Consider the following 18,248-nt stretch of genomic DNA (forward strand, 5'->3'; position numbering starts at 1 on the left):
GAGAAAACTAGCAGTCCAATACCGATAACCGTGGTCAGGGCCTGAATTACGAAGATTACTTCAGACCGCAATAGTACGCGAGAGTTAACTTCAACGGCAAGGAGTTTGGCATCTAAAAGATTCTCCTCTACTATCTTGTCCGCCCACCGACCTATTTGACTCGGCGTTGGCCCCATTATCAAACGGCTACTACATAGAACTAAAATGCCGATGGCTGCTGCTCCAGCTACAACCCAAATTACGGGACTTAACCCAGCATTTACTGTCGGGACACTTCGCGACAAGAAACCTGTGAGCAGTGCCGTCGCTGCGATCATGAGACCGGATCGCGTGGCGAAAGCGTCCGCTTGCGCCCGCTGCTCGCTCAGTTGCCGGTCCACCTCTTCGAGTCGTGTCCTAACGGTCATGGATGTCCCTCTAGTCATGGGAATTCGGGCTGGATCACTAGTTGGATCACTATATGACACGCTTGTGTACGGCTCGGCTATTGATGAGCTTCCGTAGCGTGTCTCGAGGCTATCCCGCCGTTGACCCGTCGATATCTGTCTTCATCAAAAATTGGCCAGGGAGCTCAGAAGCGGCGGGACAGCAGCGCCTTGTGAAGGCGAAAAATCATTCATCAATCTGATCAACGCAGCTTTGGGCGCCGCCCAGCTTCTACTTTCCCTGGGCCTGAACTCAAACCCCCGGCGGGGTGGAGCATGATCGGAATCAAGCTACGCCCACATTGGGACGCGAGTTTCCTGAGACGGGAGTCCTCGCAGCTACTTCCACTCCCGTACTTTTAACGCCGATAACGGAGATTATGACAAGTAGAGCAGTGATTATTGCATCCGATGCAGGATCACTCCGCGCCTACTCCTTCACCCGGCGTGGGGATTTTTTATCGACGTCTGACCGATCCTGAACTGTTTCGCGCCCTAATGCTAAGCGAGCGGGTCCCCTGCCCATCATCGCTAGTTGAGACCTCGTCGAGCCCTGAGCAAGGCCACATCCTTACCACTCTTGGTGCGGTTCAGATTGCTGAGAACGGCTCGCTGAGTTTCGGGCGTCCAAAAAATCCTGAGTCCTTCGCAGGTTCGAGTGATGGCGGTGTAGAAGATGCTGTGGGAGATGTCATCCTCGTTTGCGTCAGTTATGACAACCTTGACGGAGTCATACTCAAGGCCCTGTGCTTTGTGGATCGATACGGCGTATGCCACTTGAAACGGTACGGCGGTGTCGGTCGACTCCTGGTCGTCATCAGTGTCCGCTGCTCGATTGACGGTAAAGCGAACAGTGGAATTTCCCACGAATTCAAGGTCAAGTCCGTAAGCGTCGAGTTCAGTGACACTGCGATCGAGCCATATGTCGAATTGGACGTGGTCTTCCTGGACTTGAACGTCGACTATTCTGCCCTTCAGGTTGTTGAAGATGAGGGGTTTGAATCTGTCGGTTTCGTTGAACAGCACTGGGTCGCCCGCCTTATAGATTGTTGCACCCCAAGCAACACCTCTTGCCGGATTCGAACTCTGCAGGAACCGGTTCACGTTGTTGATGCCGTAGAGGCCGTCATAGTTCAAGCAGAGAATGATCTCATCATCGCTCTCGTTGCGAAACAAGGATTGTCCAAGAACAGCCGAGTAGCCGTTTTGTGCTATCGATTCCTCGACGCCGTCCTCTAGATGCCGAACTTTGGACCAGAAGTCCAGGAGTGATTCGCTGTCCGTTCTGTATGGTTTGGTCAGCTCGAAGACCGATTCCTTCGGAACAAACGACCGAATGATGCTGAACCAGTTGCCAAACTGAATTGATTCGATTTGATAGACATCGCCAACGAGAACCAACAACTTGAAGGATGTGTTCTGTAGGACCGCCAGAAGGTCGGAGTTACTGACCGTACTGCACTCGTCAATTACCAATACGTCGTAGTCGGGTTGGATGCCCGCCCGCCAAGTCTGGCTGCGGATTGTGCGGAACTCTGTGTTCTGTGCCGAGACCTTGCGTTGCAGATTGTCCTTGGCGGGGTTCGTATGAGCCAGAAAAAGCTTCTGTTTGTCTCCGAAGTAGTTCGCGATGTAATTGACCATGGTAGATTTGCCCGTCCCGGCAGCACCATAGATCAGGGCTACACGAGACTCGTCGAAGAGGGACTGTAGGGCCGCCTTCTTCACGTCATCGTCGACGTTGAGCTGAGTAGTGCTTAGCCACTTCTCCACGGCATCGCTGTACCCTTCGACCCCTGATTCGGCGTACTCCTGAAGTGTCTCAATGATCGAAACAGTACCGTCCTCGTACTGTCGCATGAACACTTGGCCCTTATCCTGCAGGAGCTTTCGACCTGTGTGCTTGTAATAGACCTTGGAGTTGTATTGGTCCACGAGCTGATTTACGGGGCCGAGGTCCTCCAGTTCTGAGGCGGGCGTGTACAGCATGCCATGTCGTTCGACGTTGTTCTGTACCCTGCGTGCCAGCAATTCGTGAGTGCGCCCAGTGATATCCAGGCTCGCTGCCAGATCGGCAAAGCGCGGATTGTGCTGGCGGGGTGAGGTGCAAAATGGCATCTCATCAAAGGGCTTGCAACTGTAGGAAAGGCGCAGATTGGACAGCAGCTTGCAGGCTTCTGTGTCGAATTGGAGTTTGATCACGCGGTTGTTCATGCTGAGCATCAGGTATCGGAGGACGTTTGTGCCCGGCGATTTTGCTCTGATGATTGCCCGCGCCGTATCCAAGACAGGAAACACCTGCGGCTTCTGTACACGTTGCAGCGTGACGCTTCGAATGTGGTCGTACCTGGCGTCCGGCATGTCCATCAGGTCGACAAGACTGGCCGAGGAGTCGGTCAGGAACCTCATCAGGTTGCGGTATTCAAGGCTGCTGCCGACTTTGGTGGTGTGCCCCAGAATTCTCGCAAAGTTGTCGAACTCACACGGGCGAATCGATACCTCCCACGCCTTGATAATCGTGATCGGCATGGTTTGCCCCAGAACATCGATCGATACCGGTAGTAGGGTTAGGTTCGCCGCGTACTTGTCCGTCATGTCGATGTCAGTGAAGGCGATAATGCGGTCGGATTTGTTCAGCTTGTCGCTGATGTTGGAAAAGGTGACCTCGTAGTAGATGCGTCCCCCGGTGAAGAACGGCCGCACTCTGTTGACGTAGTACCTATTCCTGCTGCCAAGATCAGCGGGAACCGTAGTTGCCGCCTCAATGCGCTCGGCGATCTTCTGATGGTAGATACGCAGAGATGGGTCAAGGTCCACTGGGAACCTCTCGAGGTTCCCGAGAATGTCAACGCCACACTGCTGGTTCAGCAGTGCGCGCGTCCGGAGAAGGTATTCGTAGTACTTCAGCATCAGTCTCTCTGACGCGTCACCTTCGAACGTGTAGTGGGAGGCACTCATCTGGAGCAGTTTGTGGAACCGATGGAGAAAATTGAGCTGCTTCGTCGCGGACCCTATCCAGTCGATGGCGGGCCCTGTGGCATTGTAGTGAAATTCGGCGTCACCGTCTCTGAGGTGAAATCGGACTGCAATCGCCTCGACAAGATTTCTCAGTTGAGACAACAGGTTCTGCGCCAGCAGGCCTCGGTCATGGCCTAGGGCGTCGATGTTGCCAGAGATATTTGCGCCGATGCTTCGAATCTGAGCGTCTACGGTACCCACGGTGTGGCCTTTCAAAATGGATCGTTTTTCTACATTTCTGACGCTCTTGCCACGACGGGTGGGCACGAGTGCCCATGTCCTGGGTGCTGCGCTCCAGCAGCATCGACCCAGGTCATCCACGGCAGGGGGCAGCAGCTGTAGGAAGACTCGCCACTTGTTTGCGGCGTGTAAGCATCAACAGCCGATGACGCGAGCCGGCGCCGGCGACTTGGGAACCCGCTCTTCGGTCAAGCGAAGCCCTGACTACACAGCTAAACTAAACGCAGCTCGGGACGGGCGTCAGTTTGGCCCAGGAGCATGCGAATTCTGGAAGGCTTGCACGACAGTTCTTTCGCCAATGCTGCCATCGATAGTCCGTTCGACTCTGCAACTTCGAAGGCTTTCCGAAGTAGCACAGGTATCTCGCCTGGATACCCGTCGACAGGCTCCACTGCAAACAGGTTCACTTGGCGCAATTGATTCAACCTCTGGAATGCACGTCGATAAGCAGCTTCAGAGACTGTGCCAAGTTCGTGACACCTGTAAACGAGAGACTCGATTGAAACCCCCCATTCTTGGCTAAGTTGTTCAAGCTTGTGAAGGTCTAGCCGCCCGGGTAGCAAAGGTGTGATGGATGCAGCCGGCGTCAGGAACTCAGCTGCGAATTGATCTGCTTCTTTTTCGAGATGCGGGTCTCCTGGGGCTGTATCCGGGTGCATGATCAGGTGGCCCAATTCGTGTGCTGCCGTAAACCTGTGTCGGTTAACGTCTCGAGCCCTGTCCGGCGTCAGGACGACGACGGGGCGTGGCAGTCGCGAAGTCGAAAAGGCATCCACTGTCGGTGTTGCCGTGCCCGCAAACGAGGAGAGCGTCACAATAATTCCATGCTTCTCCATGACCCTGACCATACGAGGAATGCGCCCGGTTCCAAGACCCCATTCCGCCCTTAACATCCGAGCCGCCGCGGCCGGCTCTGTAGCTCCCCGCCCTGGCGCAACTTCGCCAGCACTGAACCCTGGTACCTGCACCGCAGGGAGCTGAACCCGCTTTTCCAGCGCGTGCGCCAATTCCCAAACCTGCTCGGTGAATGCAATCGCTTTGGCTCGTTGGTGAGCGGGCGTGCGTCGAAGGCTACGGAAATGAGCGTCCGAATCTCCTAATCGAGCGTGTGGTCGCCCGATTGCAAAGAAGGGAACAGGCACATCAAGTGCCTCAGCCAGCCCCTGAATGTGATCAGGCCGCGGCTGATGAGTTCCAGCTTCCCAATTACCCAACGAAACAGCGGATACACCAACTTCACTGGCAACGGCGCTTTTTGTAAGCCCGGCCAGACGTCGAGCCTGAACAAGTCGGCCAGGATCAAAGGCAGCTGCCACGGCGACAACACCAGAAATTGCTGATGTTTCGAGAAGCTTATCCGCCCGGACTTGCCGTGGCATTATTCCCCAACCCCACGCTCGGCTGCCGTGTTTTCGTTGGTCGTCTCGCTCACCGGAACCCTAGCCCACGAAGGTCGAGCGACCAGCCCAAAGTCATCATCATCTTCGGTCGAACTGTCAAAGCGACTCGTCTCCCGGCCCACGACAGAGAGGTCGGCGGCCAAAGAATGTGTTGCCGCAGACCCTGCCGAAATCTCAGGAAGAGTCTCCCAGTGAGGCCACGTGATCTCGCCCGTGGCTGCGTTCTTCAGTTCAAGATCGCCCCACCCGATTCCCCACACCCCGGCAGCAGGGTTGCTTGCGTAACCGATCACCACGAGGCGCCCAAAACGCCTTAGTTGACGATCGAGTTCCTCTAATTCTTCGAAGCCACTGGCCAATGCATCGTCATCCACAAACGCATGATCGATAGTTAGCTGCCTAGGCGCAGCTGAAGAATTCAGGCCCAGCAGGGATTGCCGAAGATCCGACACCGGCGCGGCCAACCGGCTGTCTTCACGCCTGTCCTTCCGGTCCGTGGCATAACGGAGCGGAAGGATCGCCACATTGGTCTCCGGTACAACAGCCAAGTCAAACCGCATACCCTGCGGCCGCCGGATCATGACGCCCGGAACTTCCCTGACCTGCGCCACCAGCAATTCATACTGCTTAACTTTGAGCGTGTGCCCATACGTGTCATTCGTGGTCATGTCCGCTGCTACATGTGCAGTTAGAGCCGTTGCGTGCGCTGACCGAATAGCCTCCGGAATCCGCGCCGACAGCTCACCGGCAGCACCGCCAAACGCCTCACGCGCCCAGACTGAAACTTCAAAAGCGCCGTTCACAATCGATGCCCCAATTCATTTAATTGCAGGATGTCACTTCTGAGCTTTACTTTATCCCCGATCTAGGACAAGTTGACCAAAACGTGGAGTCTTGCCCTAATCCTGAGTAAATCTTGAGCTGATCTTGAGCTTCCGGCCAGCACTTCCGCCCAATCGGTTGCGGTGGTCTTCCCCCGTGCCAGCCATGGCTGACGTCTTAAGCGGCAGGGGATTCAACGCTGAGGTACTGGACGCTTTCACCCAAGACCCACCACCCAGCCGACACGAGAAGCGACGTGTACACAGCTAGGGCCCGTACCGAAAGGCACGGACCCTAACTGTGTACAAATCAATTCGTATCGCGCTTCTCTTCGTCCTGATTTAACTGAGGAAACCTGTCCTCCGATAGCTTCCTGCATCTCACAGGGAGCATCAGCTGAGGCCAGATATCGCGCAAAAGACCGGCGTTGAGAAATTCCCTCTGGTCCGCTGCTGTCCCTACACGCAGCACCGCCTGGTACGCCTTCATGACGCCTTCAGGCTGGCCCAGATCACATTCAGCTCGTGGCCCCCAGGACTTCATTTACCGGTCCTCTCTGGCTGCCGATTCGGCCCGGGTCCGTCTCCCTGGACGGAGTTCGCCTGCTTCGACTCCCGGCCATTTCCGGCCGTCGTTGTACTTGCGCTGCAGACGCCGCAGCTCCCGGCGTGCGGCTGCTTCAACGAAGTCCGTGATCGAGGCGTACCCCTCCAGCGGCCCGACGGCTTGAACCACTGCCCTGATTTGTTTCAGGTCCTCTTCGGTGAAGTAGGGCCCCTTCTTCTCGCTCGGTTTCATTGTTCCTCGGAGCCGAACATGCGCCGGTCCAATGCCTCGCCTATTCGTCTGGACACGGCCAGGGCCTTGGTTGAATCCTCGTGCATTCGATGCGCGACCGTTGCCACTTCCCCGGCGAAGGCTCGGGCAATTTTCAGGTCACGGTTCGGCCAGGTTGCTAGCTCTTCATCGGTAGCTTTTTCTGCTGCCTGGAACACTTTCGTTGGACTCGTCACGATCAGAGCCTTTGCTTATTGGGTGAGGCGGCATCGGGGCCAGCGTAGTGGCCGGCCCCGACAGTTGGTGGTTTAGAAGGGGGGTTCGGAGTCGGGTCCGTTGCCCCAGGAGCCGGAGTTGGTTTGCGAGTTTGCGGCCCATGGGTCGTCCTGCTGGTTGGTCGCTCCGCCGGCGCCCTGGTTACCGAACCCGCCGCCGTTTCCTGCGCCCTGGTTGTCGCTACGCTGGGTGCGGTTCACTTTCGCATTTGCGTAACGCAAGCTCGGGCCTATCTCGTCTACCTCAAGCTCAATGACGGTGCGCTTTTCGCCCTCTTTGGTCTCGTAAGACCGGGACTTCAACCTACCCGATACGATCACGCGCGTGCCCTTGGTCAGGGACTCGGCGACGTTCTCAGCTGCTTCCCGCCACACACTGGCACGGAGGAAAAGCGTCTCCCCGTCCTTCCACTCGTTGGACTGACGATCGAAGGTCCTGGGCGTTGAAGCGATCGTGAAATTCGCTACCGCCGATCCCGATGTCGCAACTGTCGTGTGTTCGATTTGTCTCCCCTTCCCCAACACAGGCTAGGCACCTTCAACCCCGCGGTTACGGGCGCCGTAGTCTCGTCATGAAGTTTCTTCAGGATTCCTGAAGGATATAAGGTTTCTCTGACATTATTTCGTTCTGACCGAAGTGAGGCACCCGTGGTTCAGCTTGCGGTCGTTCGCCCCGCCATGGCCAGGCAGTCCAAGTCTCCTCAAGAACTCGATGATTTCGAGCAAGAGCTTGTGGATCAGTTCGCACTGGCCGCAGCAGCTACTGGAATCAGCGACGAGCACATCACACAAGGGCGATCGGTGATCTTCGCGTTCCTGCGGCATCTGGGTGACTATCTATGGACTGCCCAACCCGGTGATGTCGACCGATTCTTGAACCACGAGCGGAAAACCAAGGGCCTGGCCAAGAGCACGGTGCACGGAAAGGCCGGCACGCTCGCACGACTCTTCGACTTCCTCATCAGCCGGTACCAAGGCGAGATCCATGAAATCACGGGGCATCTGGTGGTGCAGCCAGTTGACGACTTCAACCGGCCAGCCAAAGCCGACTACAGCGGCATGATCCGCGTCCCACCGTCGGCTTTTGAAGTAGATGCGCTGTTTGCCGGCTGGCGCGAGTCACTGCCCGAAACCCGTAAGTATTTGCCGGCCGCGAGAGACTATCTCGTGGCATCTCTCTGGCGGCGGGTTGGCCTCAGGATCAACGAAACAGTCATGCTGGATATCCGTGACTGGCGCCCAGACCTGGGCGAGCAGGGAAAGTTGCATGTCCGCTTCGGTAAGGGCAGCATGGGCCGCGGACCCAAGCCCCGGATGGTGCCGGCCATCAACGGGGTCGACGGACTGATGCACTGGTGGCTGACCGACGTTCGCCACCAGTTCGGAGACGACTGGCAAGATCCTGACGCTCCCCTGTTCCCAAGCGAACGCCGCGATCCTGACCTTGGCCGGAACCGCAGAGCGGGAGACGACACGCTAAGGACCGGTTTCGCTAACGCAGTCGGTCTCTGGCTTCCGGACTGGTCCGGACGACTCACGCCTCACGGGATGCGACACTTTTGCGCCTCCTCGATGTATGAACGGGGAATGGACCTCAAAGCCATCCAGGATCTGCTCGGGCATGAGTGGCTGTCCACGACAACCCGCTACATCCATGTCCACGATAATCATGTTGAAGCTGCATGGGCTGTGGCGAACGAACGCATCGCGCTGCGATGGGGAACCGGAAAGAGGTGAACGAGTGCGCTGGAATCTGCGTATGAAAGCCGCCGAACGCGGTGTCTGGAAGTCGACCGAATTGCGTCGCAGGCTCGCCGAAGCCGGGCTTGAGATCAGTGCAGGAAAGATGTCCGCGCTGTGGACCGGCACCCCGACGTCGATCCGGTTGGATGATCTTGACATCATTTGCCATGTCCTCGATTGCGAACCGAACGAACTGCTGATCAGGGAGCCGGACGCTGTAGCCGCCCGTAGGCCACCCAAGGAAAAGCTCACTGCCGTCGGTGGCCCGGCCATCACTCCGCGTCTGGGACGCAATCGGACCCTGCCACCAGCGTGAGCGCGCCAAGAACATGCCCTGAATGCGGGGGCCGGCCGGTAGCAACAGCGCGTGATTCCTGCTGTTATCAGTGCATGCCGAGCGGCCCGTTCGCACCCCCACCGTGCCGCAAGTGCGGCTCTACTGAGCTGTACTATTCCGGCGGCCTCTGCCAGCGCTGTCACCGCTTCGCGCCCCAGATAATAGACAGTTGCTTGGACTGCTTAGGCTGGGGCGTCACCCGTCATTCCGGCTGGATCTGCCAAGGATGCAGAGGGTGGCGCCGGCGATTCAAGACGGTGGCACCGTGCCAGTCCTGCCACAATGAAAAGGCCTTGAACCCCGATGGGTTTTGCCGCCTGTGTTGGCGCAATTCGGTCGGCACCCGTCCACACGGGACCGGACCAAGCATCCCTGAAATGAATCAGCATGGCCAGCAGCTGCACTTCGTGGGACTGGTCTGGCGGCAACGCCGGGCCGACTCCCTCCCGGATCTGAAGCCATTGAAGCACCGGCCCTATCCAGTGGCGCACGAGCAGCTGACCCTGATGCACGTGCCCAGGGACCTCTCTGGCTTCAGCGCGGAGCCACTCGATCCGCATTTTGCGCGCCTCCTGGACGACGCTGCCAGGGAACACGCACGCAGGCACGGATGGAGCAAAACGCGAACCGTGACGACCCGCCAAGGACTTAGGATTCTGGCGAGCATCCAAGACACCCCCGGCGCGCTCATCAAGGCCAGCGACGTAGAGCTCCTGAACGCGGCCGCTTTCAACCGACAGCCAATCCTGGACGTGCTCAAGGCAGCAGGACTACTGCAGGATGACCGACTGCCATCAATCGTGGCCTGGTTCGGCAGAAAGGCAACTGGTCTCCCGGAGGCCATGGCAGCTGAACTTGAGATCTGGTTCAACGTCATGCTCCACGGCAGCACAAAAGAGCCACGAGCAAAGGCGAAGGCACTCGCCACGATCAAAGCCCGGGTCCGCTCCGCTGCCCCCGCTGCAATGTTCTGGGCAGCCAATGGCCGTGAATCCCTCCGCGAAATAACACGCGAGGACATCGATGAGGCCCTGCCAGATCAGGGCAGCGAACGCGCACTGACCGGCACGGCACTGCGTTCACTGTTCCGCATCCTGAAAGCTAGGCGGCTGGTTTTCACGAACCCGACAACACATACCAAGACGGGACGGCCTGAATCACGCATTCCACTTCCCATCAATGAAGGCCCGATGCGCGCCGCACTCGGCTCCGACAACCCAGCCAGGACTGCGTTGGCCACGCTCATCGGATTCCATGCCCTTCGCAACGAGGAAGTCCGCGCACTGCAGCTCACAGCTGTTCGCGACGGAAAGATTCACTTACCAGACCGGCGAATCACCATGGCACCCGCCGTGCGAGAAAGCCTGACTGCGTGGCTGGATTACCGCACAGCAAAATGGCCGGAAACCCTGAACCCCCACCTGTTCATCAGCAAGCAGAGCGCCGTTCGAACCACCCAAGTCAGCAACGTATGGGTGATCGAAACCCTGGGAATGTCACCTCAGGCACTTCGCGAAGACCGAATCCTGTACGAAGCCCAAACGACAAATGACATCCGCCGTCTATGCGACCTCTTCGGGCTGAGCGTCAAAGGCGCCGAACGCTATCTCTACCAGCGACACGACAGTCATAGACTTGCCGAAAGACGGCAAGGGGGGACATGAGTTCACACGGTGTTTGCCTCGTTATCGAGGATGACGAGGATATCGGCGGCTTGCTTGAGGTGATTCTCGCAGCCTCTGGCTTTGAGGTCCGCGTCGAAGAAACCGGCAGAGCTGGTTTGTCGGCGGCAGCAGACCTCGAGCCGGCGCTCATCACCCTCGACCTGGGCCTTCCGGATCTGGACGGAAGGGACGTTGCGCGGAAACTCCGAGAGATTTCCGATGCCCCGATTCTGATGATCACGGCCCACACGCACCCCGGTGATGAACTCGACGGCATGGCAGCCGGCGCTAGCGCCTACCTGACCAAACCTTTTCGCCCGGCCCAGCTCAGAGCACTCGTCCAGGAACTATGCCCACAGCCGCCGCAGGACGTTCGGCCCGAATGGCATGTAGCGGAAGGGCGGGCAAAGACCCGGCGCGGGGACAGGTGAGTCTGCCAACGATCTCTGGCCCCGGATGACGGTTAGTTCTGGCCCCACACCCCGTTGGCCGCCTAGCACTGGCGCAATATGAGTGCACGGTTAAAGGACATCGGCGGTGGCAACCGAAGTTGCCACCGCCGATAATTGTTGTTGATCTCAAGCTTTCCGGAGGCGCTGACGCCTCCGGGCCGCTCCGAAGACCGCTAGAGCGACTCCGAGGACCACGAATGCCAGCGCGGCATAAAGGGCTGCGCGTTCCAGAGGGGCGAAGCCTACGAGCTTCTTGAAGACGTCAGGACTGACGTCTGGGGCAAGATCCTCAACATACATGTAGCGTCCAATAGCGGACGTCAGGAGAGTCAGAGCCGTTACGACGCCAACTCCAGAGAGTATGAGGCCGGAAATGACGAGAGATTTTGCGCGGTTAATCAAGCTTCTGCCTACTTTCGCTGCTGAATCGGACACTCGCCTCCGTCAGAAGGAATCGGTCCCGGATTTCACTTCCTGCGCCCGTCCTCATGGCGGGCCGTCTCCTCCTTGGTTCGGCGCCCTGGCCGCAACCCTCCTGAGGGCACGCCAATCCACTTCTTTCCGCCGTTGTATTTGCGCTGGACCCTCCGGAGCTCCCGCCGGACGGCTGCTTCTACGAGGTCGTTGACTGAGGCGTATCCCTCCTCCATACCAACAGCCTTAAGGGCCGCACGTATCTGCTCCGCGTCATCGCGGGTGAATTTGGCACTGATCGAGGTGTCATCGCGTTTAGCCCGCAGCACGGGAGTCTTCCGGCTGCGTGGAAGGGGCTTCTTGACTGCCACGCGGCGCCCGGTTAATTCGGGCTCGGGCATAGCGCAGGCTGGCACCGATCTCATCGACCTCAAGCTCGATCACGGTGCGCTTCTCCCCTTCCTTGGTCTCGAAGGAGCGGGACTTCAGCCGTCCGGAGGCAATGATCCTGGAACCCTTGGTTAAGGAGGCTGCGACGTTCTCAGCCATATCCCGCCAAGCACTCGCGCGGAGGAACAATGTCTCACCGTCCTTCCATTCGTTTGAGGCAGAATCGAAGGTACGGGGCGTCGAGGCAATGGTGAAGTTCGCGACCGGAGTACCTTCAGTTTTACCGAACTCACGGGAAACCGGGGTGAACCGCAACTCGGGGTCCGATGTCAGGTTTCCAATGACAGTAATGGTGGTTTCGCCGGCCATGGTTAGTCCTTTTCCTCGTGCGCTGTTGGTGTTCTCGGCGTGTGTGCTGGTTTCGTTCTGAGGTTCGGTGCCACCCGGTTTGTCGTGGGTGAGGTCGTTGGGCTGGTGCTGGTCTGCGGTATGTTCGTCCCAGAGCCCGCCCTCCCCTATCGGGGCCGTGCTGATCGCGGCAAGGTAGCGATCATCGTCAACGCTGTAGGGGTTGGCGTAGTAGCCGGCGTATGGGTCCTGCTGGTCGGGATAGATCCTGCCGCTGGGATTGGTTTGCCGGAACAAGTCCACCTCCAACGGGATCCGCGGGCTGATTTTGAACCCGTCCACCGGGTGCGGAGTGGTCATGGTCCTCACGCTGCCTTGTGGGTCATGGCCGCTTGGACGAGCTTGTCGCGACGCAGTCCGGACCAGTGGTCCTGGTCATCGGAGTTGTTCACGATGACGGGTGCCTGGGAGTAGCCCAGCTCTGCGGTGATGTACTCCAGCGCTGCCGACACTTCGGTGATGTCCACGGGCGTGTAGGTGATGCCTTTGGAATCGAAGTACTCCATGGTGCGGTCGCAGTTCGGGCAACCGGGCTTCGTGTAAACCGTGTAATCGGTGATTGAGGAAGTCATTTTCAGTCCTGCGTTTCGTATCAGTTTTGGTTAGGTTCGTCTGGCTGACTTGCTACTATTATTCTAGCTTTTATCCAATTGGATTTAAAGGCTTTTGCCCCTATTTCTAGGGGTTTTTGGCCTGTTTTTGGTAGTGACTTTCTGGTGCTGTGGGTGTCTGGTGAGTTTGGGATGATTGCGGGTAGTAGCCCGTCGGTACTCCCCCGGCTTCATTAGGAGCAGCCTTGGGCCTGAGGTTCTTGTGCCTGCGTCCGGTGCTTCCGCTTGTCACAATGGGTGGTTCCGGCTGAGAGCAACTGTTGCGCTGCGGGTGGGGGCCGGCGGCGGATTGTCTTGTCCCATGGGAAAGGTTCCCGGTTTTGCTGGTTAAACAAAACAGGACCGGCGCGGGCCGGTCCTGTTTCGCTCTCCTCGGACAAAGGAAATCTGTGGCTCAGTCTAACGGACTCTTCCGGTGTTCCCCGGCTGGTTTTCGCTGAGTTTGCCGCGCCCCGTCCCCCACAGGACTAGGCCGATGACGAGCGCGATTCCGCCAATAATCAGTCCCCAACCCATGTGTCCCAGGACGATGAAGCTGGTGATAGGCGTGGCGAGGGCCAGCGCAAAAGCGAGGTCCATGGATTTGGGAAACCTCCGCCGGCAGAGCGCCGCGACCACGAGGTATACCGCAGCAAGCGCGGTGCTGACCAGCACCATAGACAGCAACGATGAATCAGGGGCGCCGGTGAAAGTGCTGTTCATAACCTCGGTGATGGGGTTAGGCATTTGTGGGTTGGTCATTCTGTTCCTGTCCTTCGATGCTGTCCCCAGCCTAGGCGGGGCACTGACAATGAGCTACTTGGTGATAGTGAAGGGACCACGGTGAATATGACGGCGCGGTACCTGGTGGGTGTGTGCCTGGCGGCGCTCAATGGCGGCCCGTCGCTGGTGAGTGGCTTCTGTGGTTCGCCCTGGGCGGCGGACCGCCCGACTTTGGGAGGTTCCCGGCCCTGCTCGTGCCGAGTGGCCGGGGGCCTTGCCGGGCGGTGGGGGTTCCGCCCGGCAAGGGGTTCTTATGCCGCTTCTTCCTCGGCGGGTTTGCCGCTGTCGATGATGATCTGCTCAACCTCGCTCGCGGTGTAACCCCAAAGGACCAATTGGTTCAGGTAGTCCCGGTGGCTTTGGTACGGGGACCGCCATGAGTCCTTGGCGATGGTCTTTTCGTATCCGGCGCAGACCAGCGCGATCAGGGAGAACTCGGGCCGTGCCGTGGACTTGGCCACGTGATCCTTCAGCGGGTTCCACGACCATGACTTCTCACCGTCAGTCTTCGCGCTAACCATTTCCGCTGCCACTTGTGCGTCATAACCAGCGGTTTCGGAGTGATGCGTGAGCGCGTGGATGGTGAAGTACTGCCAGCCCTTCGGTGCCTGCTTCTTCGTCAGCAGGGTTTTGACGAAATCCCGGCGCACGGTGGTGGCCGATTCCATGGCTTTGTTGTTGGCGATCAAAGTTTTCCGTTCGGCTTTCTGGTCCTCGGTCATCGGACCTGTCTGGGCCGATGAGGAGAAGCTGTAACGGTCCTTGAAGCCGAGTTTCTTCCATCCGACGATCACCGGCACAGTGGAGCATTCGCCCTTGTAGTCCTGCTCGATGTAAACGGCGTTTGAGTCCTCTTCGGTGGCGTGTTCTCCGTCTGAGCGTTTTAAGGAGCTGACACGGGCCGTTTCGTCGTCGTGGTAGCCGGGCTTCTCAACGATGGTCGCCCCGGTAGCTTCGACTTCAGCGGTAAACGCTGCTAGAGCAGCAGCGTGAGCGCGTGCGTCCCGGAGTTGCTGGGCGACGTGGAGCAGCTGATCCGGTTCGTCTGCAACGACCGATTCCAGTTCGGCGGTGGCTTCCTCGTCCCCTTCAAACTCGGCCATCACGAGGGCTTCCTCGATGGTGTGCCCCTTGCCCAGGGCGGCGGTTCCGGCCTTGGATGCTTTGGCTTTCAAGGCACCTTCGACGACAGCCTTCTTGCGACTGAGCTGCTCGGCGATCTTGTCAGCCGGGATACCGAACAGGGACAGCTGGTGGTAGGCGTCGGCTTCGTCGGCCTCTGTCATCGCCGTGCGGTGAATGTTCTCCACCACCTGCGAGACGATGCGCTCTGCGTCCGCTGCGGATGCGGTGATCATCACCGGGATCAGGGGGCATTGGGCCTTGACCGCACCAAGGGTACGGCGCTGGCCCATCCGCACATGCACGGTGCCGTCCTCGTTGCGGTGGGCGATGACCGGTTCGATGACGCCGTGTTCTTTGATGCTGGCGATGAACTCCGGGGTCAGGGCCGCGTCTTTGCGGACGTTGATGTCCACGATCAGGGTGGTGGGGTCGAGCATTTCCAGCGTGGGTGCTGCGTTCATGGTGTTGGTCCTTCTTGTCCGAGAAGTTGGGTGGGTGGGGCGACCAATGGTGACCGGCCAGCTTCCCGTCTCCCCCGATGCTTCTATGTCTTGTCAAGCGTCGGAAATGGGGTGGGCTGACTAACGGACTTCCCCGTCGCCTCATTGTTTTGTTGGGGGTGGGGCGCTCGCGGTGAGTGGCCAGCTCCCCTCTCCCCCGCCGTTGTTTTGGCTGCTGGCGAAGCTTGCGGAGCTGTGCCCGACGGAGGCCTGTCTACCCTTGGGCAAGGGTCGGGAAATTCCCGGAGGAAATCAGCGACGCAGGAGCGCCGGAGGAAATCAGCGACGCAGGAGCGCCGGAGGGAATTTCACGGCACGCAGGCCCCGACGAAGGAGGGGCTAGACGGGCCGGAGCGGGCACGTACAATCCGAAGGACAGCAGCCAAAACGTCGCAGACGAGGACAGGGCCAGGGTGTGCAGGAGCTCTGCGACGGCATGCCCTGGACCCAACAGCCGGCCACGGAGCGAAGCGGAGTGGACGCCCAGACGGGTGCGAGCTCTGGCGAGCATGCACTACTTTCTCAGGTCGTGATGGCCCAGGTACCTGGGCCATCACGACGAGGGAATCTATAGTTGTGCTCATAAAAGGGGGAACCATGGAGTTGTTTGGTGTAGTCATTGCGGCAGGATTGTTGATCGTTGCGTCGATCGCGCTTTACCTGTTGAGGCGGACGAAGCAGAGGCCTGCAGATTCAGATCCGGAGTCGGAACGTGCACTCCGGGATTTCCACCGTGGAAAGACCCTTGGTCACTCCCATTACGCCGGGCTGGACAACACGGGCCACTGGAGGTAGCCGGGCCGGGTATAAACCGGGAAACTGAGGCATGACTGATCCGGCACCTCTGCCCGGAACCGGCCGGGCTCATCGCGGTCTAAGGTGGTTCCGCTTCCTGGCGGTGCTGTTCACCATTGCCGCAGCTGCCTCGCTCGTACTGGTGGCCATCGATTTGTTCATTGGACGGCCTGCAGCAGGGGATCTGTTTATCACCGGGCTAAACGCCTTGGCCGCCGTGGTGCTCTGGCGCGAGTTGGCCAAACAAGCAGGCGAATGACTGTTGGCGTGACGGTTTCCGCCGCGGTGTAGCCCCATCCATTGAAATTTGCCCGGAAGCGACTACCGATGCATCCAGGCGAAGCGTATGACCGTGGGACCTCCCGGCCCCCGGGGGCTCGGGGCGTTCGGCGCAGTGGCGGTCCGCCGCCGGCAACCAACCACGAGATCCGCCACCATAGCGGACCGCCCCGTCCTGAGATGGCGGAAGAGCCGGCACCATTATGGTGCCGACTCCTCCTGTTTTCCCTCAGCAAAAGGAAATTCGTGGTGCAGCGTCATCGCTGCAGGGGTTTAGAAGTCTTGTGGGGCGTTCTCCCAAGAGAGGTCCACGACGCTGGCATTCGGTTCCGCGCTGAGCAGGCTCAGTTCAAGGATATCCTCGGCGTGGGTGTTGCCTGAGGGCGCATCTTCCTCGGTGAGGACGAAGTCGTGGCTCATGTGGCTGCTCCCTGGCATTCGTGGACAGTGTGGTTCTTCCACTGTAGCCCGACGGCACGGTCCCATGCGTTTGCCGTGTTGCTTCGCCCGCGTCAGCGTTGATCGGCGGCCGGAGGAGCGCCAGCGGGGGAGGCCGCCGACGCACCGGTGGGCCGGAACCGTTGCCGGTCCCGGCCCGTCAGGGTTAGGGCTTCTTGTAGCCTGTGGCCTCGTCGGCGGCGACTGGGGCGATCCTGCCGTTGCCGATGATTTCTTCCATAAGTTCAGCGAGCCGGTACCCGGGTACGTCCTCCAACGCGGCGGTGAAGTGCTTCGCTGCGACAGAGGATTGACCCTTGAGGTAGTAGAGCCAGCCGATCACGGTCAGCAGTGGCGCCCGGTACCCCTCAGGCGCTGCGGTGATCAGTTCCCGGGCCGCGTCCTCGGCCCGGTCCACCCTGGCCCAATCCGGGGCGATGCCGTCACCAAGGAGCAGATATCCGCTGCCGTCGGCGTCGATTCGTTCGGGTTCGATCACGTTACACATCAGGGTGTCCCGCAGGCTCGGGAATTGGAAGCATGCCAGCAGCTGTACTGCGGTTTCCGGGCCGACCGGTCGGCCCTGTTCGATGGTCTGGTTCCACAGTTCGCTGCCGTTGATCTCCTCGCTGTACTGCAGCACATGCCCTGCGTGTTCGATCTGTTCGGCGGTGTCGGAAGGCCCGTTGAACGTGGGGTAGGTGGTGCCGGGGGCGTCTTTGTAGCTGCTGCCACGGAAGATCATTTCGGCGTTCAAGTGCCCGTCCGTGATCGAGTCCAAGGATTCGATGGGGCAGCACCGGAGATCATCGCAGAGCAGGTTCTTCCAGTGCTCTGAAGTGACCAGCCATGCATCTTTCAGCGGCAGCCCGGCGGCGTCGAGGGTTTCGACGATCGCCTCTACGTGCTCGTTGAACGGGCGGGGCGTACCGTCAGCGGCGGGCTGGTCGGTGTAGACGGCCAGCACGGCGGCGTTCGCCACTGTGTCGAGTGCAAGGTAGTCGGCCATGGCCCGGGAGAAACCCTTTGGGTTGGTGTCCGTGGGGGCGTCGACACGAAGTGTCGCGCGGAGCGTATTCCCGCGCATGGTGATGAACACGAAGGATTCCCGGGGCGCGAAACCGAGAGTGTGAGGGACGAAGCTGAGAATGTCGGCCGGGCTGCTGATGCGGAGTTCGTTGGTCAAGATTCAAGTCCTTTGCTGAGGATTCGGCGGGTGGGGCGCTCGTGGTGAGTGGCCAGCTCTCCTCTCCCCCGCCGTTGTTTTGGCTGCTGGCGAAGCTTGCGGAGCTGTGCCCGACGGAGGCCTGTCTACCCTTGGGCAAGGGTCGGGAAATTCCCGGAGGAAATCAGCGACGCAGGAGCGCCGGAGG

At 59.2% G+C, this 18,248-nt stretch carries 20 protein-coding genes and 1 pseudogene; 5 read left to right on the plus strand and 16 right to left on the minus strand.

Annotation, left to right across the window (positions count from 1 at the left end):
- Positions 1-956 precede the first annotated feature (956 nt).
- The 7 genes and pseudogenes from FQP90_RS13320 to FQP90_RS13345 all read right to left on the minus strand — a co-directional run bounded on the left by FQP90_RS13320 (position 957) and on the right by FQP90_RS13345 (position 7,479).
- Entirely contained in the window at positions 957-3,644 is a 2,688-nt protein-coding gene (locus tag FQP90_RS13320; RefSeq protein WP_144651229.1) for an ATP-dependent DNA helicase, read from the minus strand.
- 251 nt (positions 3,645-3,895) lie between these two features.
- A complete protein-coding gene (locus tag FQP90_RS23660; protein WP_244296764.1) occupies positions 3,896-4,519 on the minus strand; it encodes an ImmA/IrrE family metallo-endopeptidase in 624 nt (207 codons plus the stop codon).
- 303 nt (positions 4,520-4,822) lie between these two features.
- A pseudogene (locus FQP90_RS23875) lies at positions 4,823-5,062 on the minus strand (helix-turn-helix domain-containing protein); the annotation flags it as partial.
- Positions 5,062-5,886, minus strand: coding sequence for a hypothetical protein (locus FQP90_RS13330; RefSeq protein ID WP_144651231.1), 825 nt, complete (start codon positions 5,884-5,886; stop codon positions 5,062-5,064). The gene FQP90_RS13330 and the pseudogene FQP90_RS23875, both read right to left, overlap by 1 nt.
- 562 nt (positions 5,887-6,448) lie before the next feature.
- The gene (locus tag FQP90_RS13335; protein WP_144651233.1) at positions 6,449-6,703 is read right to left on the minus strand and encodes a ParB family protein; all 255 of its coding nucleotides are present in this window, start codon (positions 6,701-6,703) and stop codon (positions 6,449-6,451) included.
- Positions 6,700-6,918: a hypothetical protein gene (locus FQP90_RS13340; RefSeq protein WP_144651235.1), complete on the minus strand. Its 219-nt coding sequence runs from the start codon at positions 6,916-6,918 to the stop codon at positions 6,700-6,702. The genes FQP90_RS13335 and FQP90_RS13340 overlap by 4 nt, the downstream gene beginning before the upstream one ends.
- Positions 6,919-6,990: 72 nt before the next feature.
- On the minus strand, positions 6,991-7,479 hold the full coding sequence (locus FQP90_RS13345) for a single-stranded DNA-binding protein (protein WP_244296765.1): 489 nt from the start codon (positions 7,477-7,479) through the stop codon (positions 6,991-6,993).
- A gap of 126 nt (positions 7,480-7,605) precedes the next feature.
- Between FQP90_RS13345 and FQP90_RS13350 the strand changes: the two genes are divergently transcribed.
- From FQP90_RS13350 to FQP90_RS13365, 4 genes are all read left to right on the plus strand, one after another.
- Positions 7,606-8,694 carry a tyrosine-type recombinase/integrase gene (locus FQP90_RS13350; protein ID WP_244296766.1) on the plus strand — a complete coding sequence of 363 codons (1,089 nt, stop codon included), beginning with the start codon at positions 7,606-7,608 and terminating at the stop codon, positions 8,692-8,694.
- Positions 8,695-8,716: 22 nt separating this feature from the next.
- Positions 8,717-9,016 carry a helix-turn-helix domain-containing protein gene (locus FQP90_RS13355; protein WP_244296767.1) on the plus strand — a complete coding sequence of 100 codons (300 nt, stop codon included), beginning with the start codon at positions 8,717-8,719 and terminating at the stop codon, positions 9,014-9,016.
- A gap of 398 nt (positions 9,017-9,414) precedes the next feature.
- Positions 9,415-10,701 carry a hypothetical protein gene (locus FQP90_RS13360; protein ID WP_144651239.1) on the plus strand — a complete coding sequence of 429 codons (1,287 nt, stop codon included), beginning with the start codon at positions 9,415-9,417 and terminating at the stop codon, positions 10,699-10,701.
- Entirely contained in the window at positions 10,698-11,132 is a 435-nt protein-coding gene (locus FQP90_RS13365) for a response regulator transcription factor (protein ID WP_144651241.1), read from the plus strand. The genes FQP90_RS13360 and FQP90_RS13365 overlap by 4 nt, the downstream gene beginning before the upstream one ends.
- A 147-nt stretch (positions 11,133-11,279) precedes the next feature.
- Here the strand turns inward: FQP90_RS13365 and FQP90_RS13370 are convergent, their stop codons facing one another.
- From FQP90_RS13370 to FQP90_RS13400, 7 genes are all read right to left on the minus strand, one after another.
- On the minus strand, positions 11,280-11,555 hold the full coding sequence (locus FQP90_RS13370; protein WP_144651243.1) for a hypothetical protein: 276 nt from the start codon (positions 11,553-11,555) through the stop codon (positions 11,280-11,282).
- 65 nt (positions 11,556-11,620) lie between these two features.
- A complete protein-coding gene (locus FQP90_RS13375; protein ID WP_244296768.1) occupies positions 11,621-11,896 on the minus strand; it encodes a ParB family protein in 276 nt (91 codons plus the stop codon).
- On the minus strand, positions 11,883-12,665 hold the full coding sequence (locus FQP90_RS13380; RefSeq protein WP_144651244.1) for a single-stranded DNA-binding protein: 783 nt from the start codon (positions 12,663-12,665) through the stop codon (positions 11,883-11,885). The genes FQP90_RS13375 and FQP90_RS13380 overlap by 14 nt, the downstream gene beginning before the upstream one ends.
- A 5-nt stretch (positions 12,666-12,670) precedes the next feature.
- Positions 12,671-12,937 (minus strand): glutaredoxin family protein, encoded by a 267-nt coding sequence (locus FQP90_RS13385; protein WP_144651246.1) that lies wholly within the window; start codon positions 12,935-12,937, stop codon positions 12,671-12,673.
- Between the two features lie 438 nt (positions 12,938-13,375).
- Entirely contained in the window at positions 13,376-13,717 is a 342-nt protein-coding gene (locus FQP90_RS13390) for a hypothetical protein (RefSeq protein ID WP_144651248.1), read from the minus strand.
- Between the two features lie 272 nt (positions 13,718-13,989).
- Complete coding sequence (locus tag FQP90_RS13395) at positions 13,990-15,324, minus strand: ParB/RepB/Spo0J family partition protein (RefSeq protein ID WP_144651250.1); 1,335 nt, start codon at positions 15,322-15,324, stop codon at positions 13,990-13,992.
- A 253-nt stretch (positions 15,325-15,577) separates the two neighbouring features.
- A complete protein-coding gene (locus FQP90_RS13400; protein WP_144651252.1) occupies positions 15,578-15,874 on the minus strand; it encodes a hypothetical protein in 297 nt (98 codons plus the stop codon).
- Positions 15,875-16,189: 315 nt separating this feature from the next.
- On the opposite strand from FQP90_RS13400, the gene FQP90_RS13405 reads away from it, so the two are divergent.
- Complete coding sequence (locus FQP90_RS13405; protein ID WP_144651254.1) at positions 16,190-16,417, plus strand: hypothetical protein; 228 nt, start codon at positions 16,190-16,192, stop codon at positions 16,415-16,417.
- Positions 16,418-16,710: 293 nt separating this feature from the next.
- Here the strand turns inward: FQP90_RS13405 and FQP90_RS23325 are convergent, their stop codons facing one another.
- Together FQP90_RS23325 and FQP90_RS13410 are read right to left on the minus strand one after the other, a co-directional pair.
- Positions 16,711-16,857, minus strand: coding sequence for a hypothetical protein (locus FQP90_RS23325; RefSeq protein WP_167510488.1), 147 nt, complete (start codon positions 16,855-16,857; stop codon positions 16,711-16,713).
- 184 nt (positions 16,858-17,041) lie between these two features.
- On the minus strand, positions 17,042-18,061 hold the full coding sequence (locus FQP90_RS13410; protein ID WP_167510489.1) for a DUF4192 domain-containing protein: 1,020 nt from the start codon (positions 18,059-18,061) through the stop codon (positions 17,042-17,044).
- Between the last annotated feature and the right edge of the window lie 187 nt (positions 18,062-18,248).

Source organism: Paenarthrobacter nitroguajacolicus (genome assembly GCF_007786235.1).
In the GTDB taxonomy this organism is placed as follows: domain Bacteria; phylum Actinomycetota; class Actinomycetes; order Actinomycetales; family Micrococcaceae; genus Arthrobacter; species Arthrobacter nitroguajacolicus_A.